Raw genomic sequence first — 13,845 nt, forward strand, 5'->3', positions numbered from 1 at the left:
TTTCCTTGCGCCAAGCGCAGAATCACAAAAGGTTGTCGGCGTTTTCGTTCGCCAGAGACGGCGGGCATTCACTGTGAGGAAACGCTATGAACAAAAACGATCTGGTTGGCGTCGTTGCCGACAAGGCTACGATCACCAAGGCACAGGCCGCCGAAGCGGTTGACGCAGTGTTCGAAGCCATTACTGCTGCTCTCAAGGGCGGCGACGAAGTTCGTCTGGTCGGTTTCGGCACCTTTGCCGTCTCCCAGCGCAAGGCTTCGACCGGCCGCAATCCGGCCACTGGTGCCGAGATTCAGATTCCGGCTTCGAACCAGGCGAAGTTCAAGCCCGGTAAGGGTCTTAAGGACGCCATCAACTAAGATTGCGTTCTGCCGGACTTTGGCAATCGGTCCCGTGCGATTTCGCCGGGGCCGTTTCTATTCCTGCAAATGTCAGTTGACGGGCAGGGGCTTGCGCCCTAATCAGGGCGCCACTCAGTCGGCTCCGGCCGCTGTGGGCGATTAGCTCAGTTGGTAGAGCGCTTCGTTTACACCGAAGATGTCGGCGGTTCGAGCCCGTCATCGCCCACCATTTACCTGCATTTGCGCAATAGGCCGATCATCCGGCCATCTGCGGGAGCCTTCCCGCAAGACCTGCAAAGCGGCGTCCCTATCCAATGTCCCCGCGATTGCGCTGTGCTGACCCAATGCATCAGCATTTTGCTCCTATCCCTTGATCTTAAAAAGTTATCCACAGCCCCGTCGGACAATTTAGCTTTTTCTGCGACAGAATGCGGGCAGGGCGCTTGACTTCACAATAGGCGCCCAGTACATGGACGCCACGTTGCGCGAACGACTTGTTCGCAAGCGCTGCGGGAGTAGCTCAGTTGGTTAGAGCGCCGGCCTGTCACGCCGGAGGTCGCGGGTTCGAGCCCCGTCTCTCGCGCCACCTTTTCCGTAACATTGTTGGTTTGGTTCAGGTTGGCGTCGCCGCGCATGAGCGGTGCCGTTCATCATATAGTCGTGAGCCGGGTGATCCGGCGTAACTTCGGGCGCATGATGACCGTATATGCTGGCAGATGTTCAGCATGAGGTTTCAAGATGCCAGAAAGCCGGTCGCCACATTTCGCATTTGCAGGTCGTCTGCCACGCCGCCGCCTGCTGGCAGGCTTTGCCGCCTTGTCCGCCCTCGCCTTGCCTTTTGCCGCAGTGTCCCCGCAAGCACAGGAAGAGCCTGTGGTGATTCCGGCCCCGGCGTTGGATCTGGTCGAAACAGGCAATACCGCGACTGCTGTGTTCGCCGGCGGCTGCTTCTGGGGCGTCCAGGGCGTGTTCCAGCGGGTCAAGGGTGTCACCAACGCGGTCTCGGGCTATTCCGGGGGCGAGGCGTCCACCGCGACCTATGACAGGACCAACCGCGGGGACACCGGCCATGCCGAAACGGTCGAGATCTCATACGACCCGCGGATCGTCAGCTTTGGCGAATTGATGCACGTCTATTTCTCGGTCGCGCACAACCCTACGCAGCTGAACTACCAGGGCCCCGACCGCGGCACACAATATCGCTCGACCATCTTCCCGCTAGATGAGGACCAGCGCCGCGTCGCCCAGGCCTACATCGAACAATTGGACGCCACCGGCCTGTTCGAAGGGCCGGTCGTCACCACGCTCGAACCTTTCAAGGCCTTCTATCCGGCCGAGCAATACCATCAGGACTTCCTGACGCTCAATCCGGACTGGCCCTATATCGTGGTCCACGACCTGCCCAAGATCGTGGCCCTTGAAGAGATTTTTCCTGACAAGTTCCGGCCCGAGCCGGTGCTTGTGGGGATGTTGCCGACAAGCTGATGGCTGAGTGTGGCCTTGTGGCCACATTGATTGGTTGCCCTATTCTGGCCCTCTGACTGTCGGCGTTTGGCCCTCAAAGGCCTGCAAAACCGGTCGTACGGCGACCCCGTCAAAGGCTGTGCAGACAGCCGAGAGCGTGGTCGCAGCAGAGGAAACCATCCCGGAACCCCCGCATGCAGGGGGACGTTCCGGCTCCATCAGATGGTTCAATACAAGGATGACGGCAATGCGTGTTGCAGCAACATTTGCCCTAGCGGCCTTTGTCACCACCGTTCCGGCCGGTGCTGCCATGGCGGCGGACCTCATTACCGTGCCCACATCGACCCAGGCCGAATTGCCCATGGTCGAGGCTGCCGGGTTTGATTGGAGCGGGTTCTACGCCGGTGTGCATGGCACTGCGCAGAACGGTTCGACCAGTGGCACGCAATACGGCCTGGGCATTCAGGCCGGCGTGAATGCCCAGTTCGACTTTTACCTGCTTGGAGCCGAAGTGGCGGTCAGCGGCCTGTTGGAGAACGGAACAGTCGGCGAAACGTCCTACGGCCAGATACTTGGTCGGGCCGGCCTGGTGGTCTCCGATAACGTGGTTGTCTATGCCGCCGGCGGCTACGGCATCGACATGGGCCCACCCAATGAGGAAGACGCCCTTCTCGGCGGCGGCGTCGAACTGGCAGTGACTGAGGATATTTCGGTACGTGCCCAATATCTGCACGGCTTCCCGCTCCAGGGCGGCAACAACAAGAATCAGTTCACCCTGGGCGCCAGCTACCACTTCTAGTGCCCACCCGGCATTTGTTCTCATCGGCCCCGCATGCGCGCATGCGGGGCCGATTGCGTTCTTGGCGAAATTATGTCAGCTAAATGGCAGCGAGGCGTTCGTTGCCACAATTGCCTGCAAGAATCGCGCGGGCACGGGACGGAACGTGGCAATTGTATCAAATTGAACCAATTCCGGTGTGTTCGTGCAACACCTGCCCGGAAATGGTCATCAAATCTTATCCGCGCTACCAAATTTGGTGGCGCGCGCTCTTGTCAGCCACGCGCCCGTCAGGCATCTATCGGTCGACTACGGTTAACTCTATGGGAGTGCAAGACATGTTTGTACGTTCTTTGGCCATTGGCGTTTCCGCCGCGGCTCTCATGGTTGGTGGCGCTCAGGCCGCTGACCTCATCATCCCGACCACTCCGGAGCCGATCTATGCTCCGGCTGGTTTTGACTGGGAAGGCCTCTACGTCGGTGCCCGTCTCGGCGGTCAGTTCACCGGCGCTAACGCCTATGCCGGTTCCACCGCAAGCACCACCTATGGTGTGATTGGTGCTGCTGTCGGCGTGAACTTCATTCCGATGGACCCGGTCCTGCTTGGCGTTGAAGTCACCGGCGACTACAACTGGAACAACACGGCGACCTCGACCAGCGAGTTCTTTGCGAACCTGCGCGCTGGTGCGATCGTGACCGACAACGCTCTGATCTACGCACTGGGCGGCGTTGGCTTCCAGAACAATGGCACCGCGACCGAATCCGTCTACCAGCTCGGTGGTGGCGTTGAATTCGCCGTCAACAACGTTGTTACCGTCCGTGGTGAAATCGTCGGCCAGGGCGACTTTTCGTCCGTTGGCGCTGACTCGTTCTTCGAGTCGACCAAGGCCACCGTCGGCGTATTCTACCACTTCTAAGTTTGTAGTGCTCCGGGACGGCCTCCGCCCCGGAGTTCTCAATCTTGCAGCCCATCGCGGCGGACCGATTCTTTCGGTCCGCCGTTTTGGTTTTTTGGAGCGCCTAGTTCGTTTGCCGTCTGACAGATCGATCCCGCTTTTGACGATCCTCGTATAGGCGAGCCCGACATGGGCGTGCTAGCAAACTCGCGTTTGGAGCAATTCCATTGCCCTGATTGGCTCCAAGCGGGGCGGGAAGCGCGAAATATCGCCTCGTTGTTACATGAATGTTTTGGTCATATTTTCTTTCCCTTGAAACGTTTGGGGGGAAGGTCTAAGCCGTTGCCCATCACCGGCGCATCGGCCTGTTTGCCCCAATCGCAATGTGGCCCGCGCGCTTCTCGGTCCCCTCTGGCCGGTTTGAACTTTAGGCTGCCGCATGACTGAATTGCTCAGCAATTACCTGCCCATCGTCATCTTCATCGCCTTGTCTGCCTTGATTGGCGTAGCCCTTTTGGTGGCGCCGTTCCTTGTGGCAGTGAAGCGTCCCGATCCAGAAAAGGTTTCGGCCTTTGAAGCGGGCTTTGACGCGTTCAGCGATGCCCGCATGAAGGTGGATGTTCGATTCTACCTCGTGGCGATTCTCTTCATCATCTTCGATCTTGAAGTGGCATTCCTCTTTCCATGGGCGGTCGCTTTCCGGGACGTAGGCTGGTTTGGCTTTTGGTCCATGATGATCTTCCTGGCGGTGCTGACCATCGGCTTTATCTATGAATGGCGTAAGGGAGCTCTGGAATGGGATTGAGCCCGTCCAGTTCGACACTGGTTTCTCCGCAGCCCACGGGTGCGATCGATCCGGCAACTGGCAAGCCTGTTGGTGCGGATGATCCGTTCTTCGCCGGCGTTAACAATGAGTTGGCCGACAAGGGTTTTCTTGTGACCACCGTGTCGCAACTCATCACCTGGGCCCGTACCGGCTCGTTGATGTGGATGCAGACCGGCCTGGCCTGTTGCGCTGTCGAAATGATGCAGATGTCGATGCCGCGCTACGACATCGAGCGCTTCGGCACGGCCCCGCGCGCCTCGCCGCGCCAGTCCGACGTTCTGATTGTTGCGGGAACTCTGACCAACAAGATGGCGCCAGCTCTGCGCAAGGTCTATGACCAGATGCCTGAGCCGCGCTACGTGATCTCCATGGGCAGCTGCGCCAATGGCGGCGGCTATTACCATTATTCCTATTCCGTGGTGCGCGGTTGCGACCGGGTGCTGCCTGTCGACGTCTATGTCCCGGGCTGTCCGCCGACGGCAGAAGCGCTTCTTTACGGCATTCTTCTTCTGCAGAAGAAGATTCGCCGCGACGGTACGATCGAACGATAGGGCAGGGGCATGGACGAAACTGTTGTCGAGCCGATTGCTGTCGACCCGCTGGTTACGCTTGGCGAGCACGTTGCGGCGTCCCTGGGTGACGCCGTCCTGGGTTTTGAAGTGGCCTTCGGTGACCTGACCGTCACCGTTGCGCGTGATTCCATCGTCAATGTGGCGACATTCCTGCGCGATGATCCGAAATGTCGTTTCATCAGCTTTGTCGATGTTTGCGGCGCGGACTATCCTGCGCGCGAATTCCGCTTCGATGTGGTCTATCACTTCCTGAGCCCGCATTTGAATCATCGCATCCGGGTTAAACTGGAAGCCGATGATGCGACGCCCGTCCCCTCCATCTGCGACGTCTTTGCCGGCGCCAACTGGTTCGAGCGCGAAGTATATGACCTTTACGGCGTGCTGTTCTCCGGACATCCCGATCTGCGTCGTATCCTGACGGACTATGGCTTCGATGGTCACCCGCTGCGCAAGGACTTCCCGCTGACCGGCTTCGTCGAGGTCCGCTATGACGAAGAGCGCAAGCGTGTGGTCTATGAGCCAGTAACTCTGGCCCAGGAATTCCGATCGTTCGATTATTTGTCGCCTTGGGAGGGTACGGATTACGTGCTTCCGGGTGACGAGAAGGCGAAGAACTGATGTCTGAAGTCGACGTTCGCAACTTCACTCTGAACTTTGGCCCGGTGCACCCCTCGGCGCACGGCGTGCTGCGCATGATCCTTGAGCTCGATGGCGAGCTGGTCGAGCGCGTCGATCCGCATGTCGGACTGCTGCATCGCGGCACTGAGAAGCTGATCGAGTACAAGACCTATCTGCAGGCCGTTCCCTATTTCGACCGCCTCGATTACGTGGCGCCGATGAATCAGGAGCACGCCTTTGCCCTGGCCGTTGAGCGTATGCTCGAGCTTGAGGTACCGCGTCGTGGCCAGCTCATTCGCGTGCTCTACGCTGAAATTGGCCGCCTCCTGGCGCACCTGATGAACGTAACCACCCAGGCCATGGACATTGGCGCGCTCACCCCGCCGCTCTGGGGCTTTGAGCAGCGCGAAAAACTCATGGTCTTTTATGAGCGCGCATCGGGCGCCCGCATGCATGCCGCCTATTTCCGTCCCGGTGGAGTCCATCAGGATCTGCCGCAGGCGCTGATCGACGATATCGCCGTGTTTTGCGACGAATTCCCGGCGGCCCTCAAGGACATCGACACGCTGCTCACCGGCAACCGCATCTTCAAGCAGCGCAATGTCGATATCGGCGTCGTGCCGCTCGAGGAGGCTTGGGGCCGTGGGTTTTCCGGTGTCATGGTGCGCGCGTCCGGCGCGGCCTGGGACTTGCGCAAAAGCCAGCCCTATGACGCCTATGCCGAGATGGAATTCGACATTCCGGTCGGCTCCAATGGCGATTGCTATGACCGCTACCTGATTCGCATGGAAGAAATGCGCCAGGCCAACGAAATCATGCGCCAGTGCGTGAAGAAGTTGAATGCACCGGACGGCAAGGGCCCCGTGTCCTCGACCGACGGCAAGGTAGTCCCGCCCTCGCGTGGCGAGATGAAGCAGTCCATGGAGGCGCTCATCCACCACTTCAAGCTCTATACTGAAGGGTTCAAGGTGCCGGCTGGCGAGATTTACGCCGCCGTCGAAGCCCCCAAGGGTGAGTTTGGCGTCTATTTGGTGTCCGACGGCACCAATAAGCCCTATCGCTGCCACATCCGTGCGCCGGGCTTCGCCCATCTCAGCGCCATGGACTATCTCTGCCGCAAACACATGCTGGCAGACGTGACCGCGATCCTGGGGTCGATTGATATTGTGTTCGGAGAGGTGGATCGCTGATGTCTACGCGACGCCTTGCAGACGAGTCGGTGCAGCCGGCGAGCTTTGCGTTCAACGCTGAGAATCAGGCCTGGGCCGAAAAGCGCATCGCGCTTTACCCGGCGGGCCGTCAGCAGTCTGCCGTCATCCCGCTGCTCATGCGTGCGCAGGATCAGGATGGCTGGGTCACCCGTGCGACCATCGAAAAGGTCGCCGAGATGCTGGATATGCCCTATATCCGCGTGCTCGAAGTGGCGACCTTCTACACCCAGTTCCAGCTCCAGCCCGTGGGCAAGAACGCTCATATCCAGGTCTGTGGCACCACGCCTTGTATGCTGCGTGGAGCTGAGGGGCTGATTGAGGTCTGCAAGAACAAGATCCATCCCGAGCCGCACCATCTCAATGAAGATGGCACAATGAGCTGGGAGGAGGTCGAGTGCCTCGGGGCCTGCGTGAACGCTCCCATGGTGATGATCTATCACGACGTTTACGAAGACCTGACGCCCGAGCGCATGGAAGAAATCGTGGACGCCTTTGCCGCTGGCAAAGGTGACACCATCGAGCCCGGCCCGCAGATCGAGCGTCAGACCTCTGCCGCCATCGGTGGCCGCACCACATTGCTCGAGCAGCCGACGGCCAAGCGCGAAAAATTCGTGCCGCCACCGGCGCCCGAGGCAGAAGCGGCACCCGCCGCTGCACCGGCAGCCAAGACTGAGCCCGACACTGCGGCAAAGCCCAAGGATGTGGCCGCCGAGAACGCGCCGGCCATCAAGGGCACCCCGAAGCAAGCCAAGGTCAGCCAGGCCAAGGCCGAAGCCGAACGCAAATCGGCAGATTCCGCCGCCAAGGCTACCGGCAAGCCGAACACTGCCATGCGCGAAGGTGCCACCGGCGCCGAGTCGCACGCGGAAGCCGTCGACGATGGCAAGGCCGTGGGCAAGAAGAAGGCCGCCGAGCCCGCCGAAGGCGGCGCATCGGCTTCGGTCAAGAAGTCTAAGCCTGTGGCAAAGGCCCCCGCGGCCAATCCCAAGGAGGTCACCCCGACCGCCGAGAAGGGGGGCGACTCGACGCCCTTGTTCGAGCGGCCGGAAGGTCCAGCCGATGATCTGAAACTGATCTCGGGCGTCGGTCCGGTGATTGAGCGCAAGCTCAATGCTCTGGGCATCACTCGCTATGACCAGATCGCAAAGTTCAAGAAGGCCGACATTACCCGTGTCGACGACGTCCTGAACTTCAAGGGTCGTATCGAGCGTGACGACTGGCTCAAGCAGGCCAAGGCGCTCGCCAAGGGCGGCGCTGAGGAATATCGCAAGGTATTCGGGAAGGACCCGCGCTAAATGACCATTGGTGGCATCGATTTTCGGGCTCTGACGATCGCGGACTACGCAGTTGGCGTGGTCTATGCGGTGCTGGGCACGTTCATCGTCACCGGCTTTGAAATGGTTCTCAATATTGCATTGCCCAGCTTCGTGGCTGCGGCAGTGGGGGCAGCGATTGGTATCGCTGCCTGGTTTGTCTTTTTGTTGAAGCGGAAAAGCTGATCATGCTCGCTGACAAGGATCGCATTTTCACCAATCTCTATGGCCACCACGACTGGCGGCTGGACGGCGCGCGTGAGCGCGGCTCATGGGTTGGGACCAAGGAATTCATCGATTCCGGACGCGACTGGATCACCAATGAAGTCAAATCGTCCGGCCTGCGTGGCCGCGGCGGGGCTGGCTTCCCGACGGGCCTGAAATGGTCCTTCATGCCCAAGCAGTCCGACGGACGCCCGCATTACTTGCTGGTCAATGCCGACGAATCCGAGCCCGGCACCTGCAAGGACCGCGAAATCCTGCGCCACGATCCGCACCACCTGATCGAAGGCTGCCTCTTGGCCTGCCGCGCCATGGATGCGCATCTGGCCTTCATCTATGTGCGTGGCGAGTTCGTCCGTGAGCGCCAGCGCCTGGAAGAGGCCGTTCAGGAGGCCTATGACGCCAAGCTGATCGGTAAGGACAATATCCACGGCTGGGATCTGGATATCATCGTCCATCACGGCGCCGGCGCCTACATCTGCGGCGAAGAAACCGCGCTGATGGAAAGTCTGGAAGGCAAGAAGGGCCAGCCGCGCCTCAAGCCGCCGTTCCCGGCTGGTATGGGCGTCTATGGCAATCCCACCACCGTCAACAATGTCGAGTCCATCGCCGTTGTGCCGGAAATCCTGCGCCGCTCCGGCGCCTGGTTCTCCTCCATCGGTCGCCCGAACAACGTCGGCACCAAGCTGTTCATGGTCTCGGGCCATGTGAACAAGCCGGCGACCTTCGAGGAAGCCTTGGGCGAAAGCTTCAAGGACATCATCGAAAAGCATTGCGGTGGCATCCGCGGCGGCTGGGACAATCTGCTTGCTGTGATCCCTGGCGGCGCTTCGTGCCCGGTCGTGCGTGGCGAGGACATGATGGATGCCATCATGGATTTCGACGGCATGCGCGAGAAGAAGTCGAGCTTCGGCACCGGCGGCATGATCGTCATGGACAAGTCCACCGACATCATCAAAGCCATCTGGCGAATCTCGGCCTTTTTCAAGCACGAGAGCTGCGGCCAGTGCACGCCGTGCCGCGAGGGCACCGGCTGGATGATGCGCGTCATGGAACGCATGGTTCAGGGCCGCGCCCAGAAGCGCGAGATCGACATGTTGTTCGAGGTAACCAAGCAGATCGAAGGCCACACCATCTGCGCCCTGGGCGACGCGGCCGCTTGGCCGATCCAGGGCCTGATCCGCAATTTCCGCCCCACAATTGAGGCGCGGATCGAGCAATACACCTATTCATCCACCAGCGACGGCGCTGTTCCGTCGATCGCGGCGGAGTAAGACCATGGCAAATCTCAAAGTCGACGGGCAGCTCATCGAAGTCCCCGATCATTACACCCTGATGCAGGCCGCCGAGGCCGCTGGCGCCGAAATTCCGCGCTTCTGCTACCACGAGCGCCTGTCGGTCGCCGGCAATTGCCGCATGTGCCTGGTGGAAGTGAAGGGTGGCCCGCCAAAGCCACAGGCCTCGTGCGCCATGTCCGTCAAGGATCTGCGTCCCGGCCCGAACGGCGAACCGCCCGAAATGTTTACCAACACGCCCATGGTCAAGAAGGCCCGTGAAGGTGTGATGGAATTCCTGCTCATCAACCACCCGCTCGATTGCCCGATATGCGATCAGGGGGGCGAGTGCGACCTGCAGGACCAGGCCATGGCCTATGGCGTTTCCGGTTCGCGTTTCGCTGAGAACAAGCGCGCAGTCGAAGACAAATACATGGGCCCGCTGATCAAGACGGTGATGAACCGCTGCATTCACTGCACGCGTTGCGTTCGCTTCACCACCGAAGTCGCCGGCATTTCCGAGCTGGGTCTCTTGGGTCGCGGCGAAGACGCCGAGATCACTCCCTATCTCGAGCGCGCGCTGACCAGCGAGCTGCAGGGCAATGTCATCGACCTCTGCCCGGTCGGTGCATTGACCTCCAAGCCTTACGCATTCAACGCCCGGCCCTGGGAGCTGACCAAGACCGAATCCATCGACGTGATGGATGCTGTCGGTTCGGCCATCCGCGTCGATAGCCGTGGCCGCGAAGTCATGCGCATTCTGCCGCGCATTAACGAGGCCATCAACGAAGAATGGATCTCGGACAAGACCCGCTTTATCTGGGATGGCCTCAAGAGCCAGCGCCTGGACCGCCCCTATGTGCGCAAGTCCGGCAAGTTGCAGGCCGCCACCTGGGAAGAGGCGCTCGCCGCCGTTTCTACCAAGGTCAAGAAGGCCGGCAACAAGGTCGGCGCCATTGCCGGTGATCTCGCCGCTGTCGAGGAAATGTATGCCCTCAAGGGCCTGCTCGCCTCGATCGGGTCGGGCATGACCGATGTGCGCCCCGCCATGTCGGGTATTGACCCCTCCATGCCGCGCTCGGCCTATCTGTTCAACCCGACCATTGCCGGGATCGAACAGGCCGACGCCATCCTCATCATCGGTGCCAACCCGCGCAAGGAAGCGTCGCTGATCAATGCGCGCATCCGCAAGACCTGGCGCGCCACCAACCTGCCCATCGCCGTCATCGGCGAGCAGGCTGATCTCACATACGCTTACGAATATCTGGGTTCGGGCTTCGAAACGCTCACCGATCTTGCCGATGGCAAGGGCGCTTTCGCCGAAACCCTCAAAAACGCCAAACGCCCCCTGGTCATTGTGGGCGAAGGCGCTGTCTCGCATGCCGAACTCGGCAAGCAGGCCGGTCGTGACACAATCGCGCTTGCGGCCAAGCTCGCCACCGGCGCCAATGTCGAAGGCGACTGGAACGGCTTTGCGCTGCTGCACAATGCGGCCAGCCGCGTTGGTGGCCTCGATATCGGTTTCGTGCCGCATGACGGCGGCGTCTGCTCGGCCGACCAGATCGCTCTGGCCGGCAAGGGTGAACTTGACGTTCTCTTCCTGCTCGGCGCGGACGAATACGACATGTCGGCCATGGGTAAGGCCTTCGTGGTCTATATCGGCTCGCATGGCGACAAGGGCGCACATCGCGCCGACGTCATCCTTCCAGCCGCGACCTATACGGAGAAGTCCGGCACCTATGTGAACACCGAGGGCCGCGTGCAGGTCACCACCCGCGCCGTATTCCCGCCGGGCGACGCCAGGGAAGACTGGGCCATCATTCGCGCCCTTTCCGGCGCCATCGGCAAGCCGCTGCCCTACAATTCGCTGGCCCAGCTCCGTGCCTCGCTCTATGCGGAGTTCCCGCATCTGGCGCACATCGATGAAATTACGCCCGGTTCGGCGGCGGAAGTGGCCAAGCTCGGCAAGGCCGCCATCAAGACCAAGTCGGCACCTTTCGTGTCGCCGGTCACAGACTTCTATCTCAGCAATCCGATTGCCCGCGCCTCGGCCACAATGGCCGAATGCGCCCAGATGGCCGCTGGTTTGCGGCAGGCGGCGGAGTAGGGGAGCACAATGGACTTTATTCTCTCCGCCCTCGATTATCTGCTGGGCATCCCCTTCCTTGGATGGGGTGAACAGATCGGATTCGTCTATAAGGCGCTTGCACTGCTTGTTGGCCTCTTGATCTTCACGGCCTTCATCCTGTTGGGCGACCGCAAGGTCTGGGCTGCCGTGCAGATGCGCCGTGGTCCCAACGTTGTCGGCCCCTTTGGTCTGCTGCAATCCTTTGCCGACCTGATCAAGTTCGGAGTCAAGGAAGCGGTCATTCCCGCCGGCGCCGACAAGGTGCTGTTCCTGCTCGCGCCGCTGATCACAGCAACGCTTGCCCTGGCCGGTTGGGCGGTTGTGCCGGTGGACAATGGCTGGGCCATGGCCAATATCAATATCGGCATTCTCTACCTGCTCGGTATTTCCTCGCTTGGCGTCTATGGCGTCATCATCGGCGGCTGGGCCTCCAACTCGAAATACCCCTTCTTCGGCGCGCTGCGCGCTGCCGCCCAGATGGTGTCCTACGAAGTCTCGATCGGCCTCGTCATCATCACCGTGTTGCTCTGCGTTGGGTCGCTGAACCTCAATGACATCGTCATCGCTCAGTCCGAGATGGGTCTTGCCCATGCCCTGGGCGTGCCGTGGCTCTCGTTCCTGAATTGGTTCTGGCTGCCGCTATTCCCGATGTTCGTGGTGTTCTACATTTCGGCCCTGGCTGAAACCAACCGTCCGCCTTTCGACATGGTCGAAGGCGAATCCGAGCTGGTTGCCGGGTTCATGACCGAGTACTCCTCCACGCCCTACCTGCTGTTCATGCTGGGTGAGTACATCGCCATCCTGCTCATGTGCGCCATGACCACCATCCTGTTCCTGGGTGGTTGGGCCGCACCGATCGACCTGCCGCCGTTCACCTGGATTCCGGGGGTCATCTGGTTCTTCATCAAGGTAACTCTCGTCTTCTTCATGTTTGCCATGGCAAAGGCCATTGTGCCCCGCTATCGCTACGACCAGCTCATGCGGATCGGTTGGAAGCTGTTCCTGCCGCTCTCCCTGCTCATGGTCGTGATCGTCGCTTTTGTTCTCCAGCTCACCGGCTGGGGCTGGCACGGGGGGATTGCCTGATGCGCGCCGGACAACTGATCAACAAGCTGCTCCTTACCGAATTCGTCACGGCCTTCTTTCTGGCCATGCGCTATTTCTTCGGGGCCAAGCCGACCATCAACTATCCGTTCGAAAAGGGTGCCGTGTCGCCGCGTTTCCGGGGCGAACATGCCTTGCGCCGCTACCCCAACGGGGAAGAGCGCTGCATCGCGTGTAAGCTGTGCGAAGCTATTTGCCCGGCCCAGGCCATCACAATCGAGGCCGGCCCGCGCCAGAATGACGGCACCCGCCGTACCGTGCGCTACGACATCGACATGGTGAAGTGCATCTATTGCGGCTTCTGCCAGGAAGCCTGCCCGGTCGATGCCATCGTTGAAGGTCCGAATTTCGAATTCGCAACAGAAACGCGCGAGGAACTCTACTTCTCCAAGGAGAAGCTCCTTGCCAACGGTGACCGGTGGGAGCGTGAAATCGCTGCCAACCTGGCTGCCGACGCGCCTTATCGCTGAGAGGGAAGAGCATGACCCTTCCGCTGTTCTTCTTTTACGTCTTCTCCGCCATTACCGTGGCTTCGGCCTTCATGGTCATCTCCGCGCGCAATCCTGTGCACGCGGTGCTGTTCCTGATCCTGGCCTTTGTCAACGCAGCGGGCCTGTTCATGCTGGCCGGGGCCGAATTCCTCGCCCTGCTGCTGATCGTGGTCTATGTCGGCGCCGTGGCCGTGCTGTTCCTCTTCGTCGTGATGATGATCGACGTGGATTTTGCCGAGCTGAAATCGGGTCTGCTGTCTTATGCACCGATCGGCATGGTGGTTGGTGCCATCCTGTTCCTTGAACTTCTGCTGGTGGCGGGTAGCTTCGTGATTGCGCCCGATATGGTGGGTGCCGGGGGGCTGCCGATTGACGCAACCATGGACAACACAAGGGCGCTCGGACTGGTGCTCTATACGCGCTATGTCTTCCTGTTCCAGGGTGCTGCTGCAGTTCTGTTGGTCGCCATGATCGGCGCCATCGTTCTGACGCTGAGGCACCGGACAGGCATCAAACGGCAGAGCACCGCCTCGCAGCTGGGCCGCAAGCCCAGCGAGACGGTTCGCAACGTCAAAGTCAAAAGCGGTCAGGGGCTATAGGGGGTTAC

The 13,845-nt window shown here is 60.5% G+C and carries 15 protein-coding genes and 2 tRNA genes; all 17 read left to right on the forward strand.

The genetic code is table 11. The features are described 5' to 3' along the window. The first annotated feature begins 86 nt into the window (after positions 1-86). Positions 87-359 (forward strand): HU family DNA-binding protein, encoded by a 273-nt coding sequence (locus tag GO014_RS03350; RefSeq protein ID WP_046104301.1) that lies wholly within the window; start codon positions 87-89, stop codon positions 357-359. A 135-nt stretch (positions 360-494) separates the two neighbouring features. Next, positions 495-570 (forward strand) — tRNA-Val (locus GO014_RS03355). A gap of 280 nt (positions 571-850) precedes the next feature. After that, positions 851-927: transfer RNA gene (locus GO014_RS03360), tRNA-Asp, on the forward strand. Positions 928-1,079: 152 nt separating this feature from the next. Further along, complete coding sequence (gene msrA / locus GO014_RS03365) at positions 1,080-1,826, forward strand: peptide-methionine (S)-S-oxide reductase MsrA (RefSeq protein WP_157289113.1); 747 nt, start codon at positions 1,080-1,082, stop codon at positions 1,824-1,826. A gap of 226 nt (positions 1,827-2,052) precedes the next feature. Then, entirely contained in the window at positions 2,053-2,604 is a 552-nt protein-coding gene (locus GO014_RS03370; RefSeq protein WP_157289114.1) for an outer membrane beta-barrel protein, read from the forward strand. Positions 2,605-2,921: 317 nt separating this feature from the next. After that, positions 2,922-3,500: an outer membrane protein gene (locus GO014_RS03375; RefSeq protein WP_157289115.1), complete on the forward strand. Its 579-nt coding sequence runs from the start codon at positions 2,922-2,924 to the stop codon at positions 3,498-3,500. A gap of 418 nt (positions 3,501-3,918) precedes the next feature. Further along, positions 3,919-4,284: an NADH-quinone oxidoreductase subunit A gene (locus tag GO014_RS03380; RefSeq protein ID WP_116590450.1), complete on the forward strand. Its 366-nt coding sequence runs from the start codon at positions 3,919-3,921 to the stop codon at positions 4,282-4,284. Further along, entirely contained in the window at positions 4,275-4,856 is a 582-nt protein-coding gene (locus tag GO014_RS03385; RefSeq protein WP_157289116.1) for a NuoB/complex I 20 kDa subunit family protein, read from the forward strand. Before GO014_RS03380 ends, GO014_RS03385 begins: the two co-directional genes overlap by 10 nt. Positions 4,857-4,865: 9 nt before the next feature. Continuing rightward, positions 4,866-5,495 (forward strand): NADH-quinone oxidoreductase subunit C, encoded by a 630-nt coding sequence (locus tag GO014_RS03390; RefSeq protein ID WP_157289117.1) that lies wholly within the window; start codon positions 4,866-4,868, stop codon positions 5,493-5,495. Continuing rightward, positions 5,495-6,685: an NADH-quinone oxidoreductase subunit D gene (locus tag GO014_RS03395; RefSeq protein WP_116590448.1), complete on the forward strand. Its 1,191-nt coding sequence runs from the start codon at positions 5,495-5,497 to the stop codon at positions 6,683-6,685. The genes GO014_RS03390 and GO014_RS03395 overlap by 1 nt, the downstream gene beginning before the upstream one ends. Further along, entirely contained in the window at positions 6,685-8,001 is a 1,317-nt protein-coding gene (gene nuoE, locus GO014_RS03400) for an NADH-quinone oxidoreductase subunit NuoE (RefSeq protein WP_157289118.1), read from the forward strand. The genes GO014_RS03395 and nuoE overlap by 1 nt, the downstream gene beginning before the upstream one ends. Next, positions 8,002-8,205 carry a hypothetical protein gene (locus GO014_RS03405; RefSeq protein ID WP_104894430.1) on the forward strand — a complete coding sequence of 68 codons (204 nt, stop codon included), beginning with the start codon at positions 8,002-8,004 and terminating at the stop codon, positions 8,203-8,205. It abuts the gene before it with no gap. Positions 8,206-8,207: 2 nt separating this feature from the next. Beyond that, positions 8,208-9,515 carry an NADH-quinone oxidoreductase subunit NuoF gene (gene nuoF / locus GO014_RS03410; RefSeq protein ID WP_116590445.1) on the forward strand — a complete coding sequence of 436 codons (1,308 nt, stop codon included), beginning with the start codon at positions 8,208-8,210 and terminating at the stop codon, positions 9,513-9,515. A 4-nt stretch (positions 9,516-9,519) separates the two neighbouring features. Further along, positions 9,520-11,622 carry an NADH-quinone oxidoreductase subunit NuoG gene (gene nuoG, locus GO014_RS03415; protein ID WP_157289119.1) on the forward strand — a complete coding sequence of 701 codons (2,103 nt, stop codon included), beginning with the start codon at positions 9,520-9,522 and terminating at the stop codon, positions 11,620-11,622. A 9-nt stretch (positions 11,623-11,631) separates the two neighbouring features. Beyond that, positions 11,632-12,729: an NADH-quinone oxidoreductase subunit NuoH gene (nuoH, locus tag GO014_RS03420; protein WP_157289120.1), complete on the forward strand. Its 1,098-nt coding sequence runs from the start codon at positions 11,632-11,634 to the stop codon at positions 12,727-12,729. Beyond that, on the forward strand, positions 12,729-13,217 hold the full coding sequence (nuoI, locus tag GO014_RS03425) for an NADH-quinone oxidoreductase subunit NuoI (protein WP_104894426.1): 489 nt from the start codon (positions 12,729-12,731) through the stop codon (positions 13,215-13,217). The genes nuoH and nuoI overlap by 1 nt, the downstream gene beginning before the upstream one ends. A gap of 11 nt (positions 13,218-13,228) precedes the next feature. Continuing rightward, positions 13,229-13,837, forward strand: a complete 609-nt coding sequence (locus GO014_RS03430; RefSeq protein WP_116590442.1) for an NADH-quinone oxidoreductase subunit J — start codon at positions 13,229-13,231, stop codon at positions 13,835-13,837. Positions 13,838-13,845: the final 8 nt, after the last annotated feature.

The organism is Devosia marina (assembly GCF_009758415.1).
GTDB lineage: Bacteria > Pseudomonadota > Alphaproteobacteria > Rhizobiales > Devosiaceae > Devosia > Devosia marina.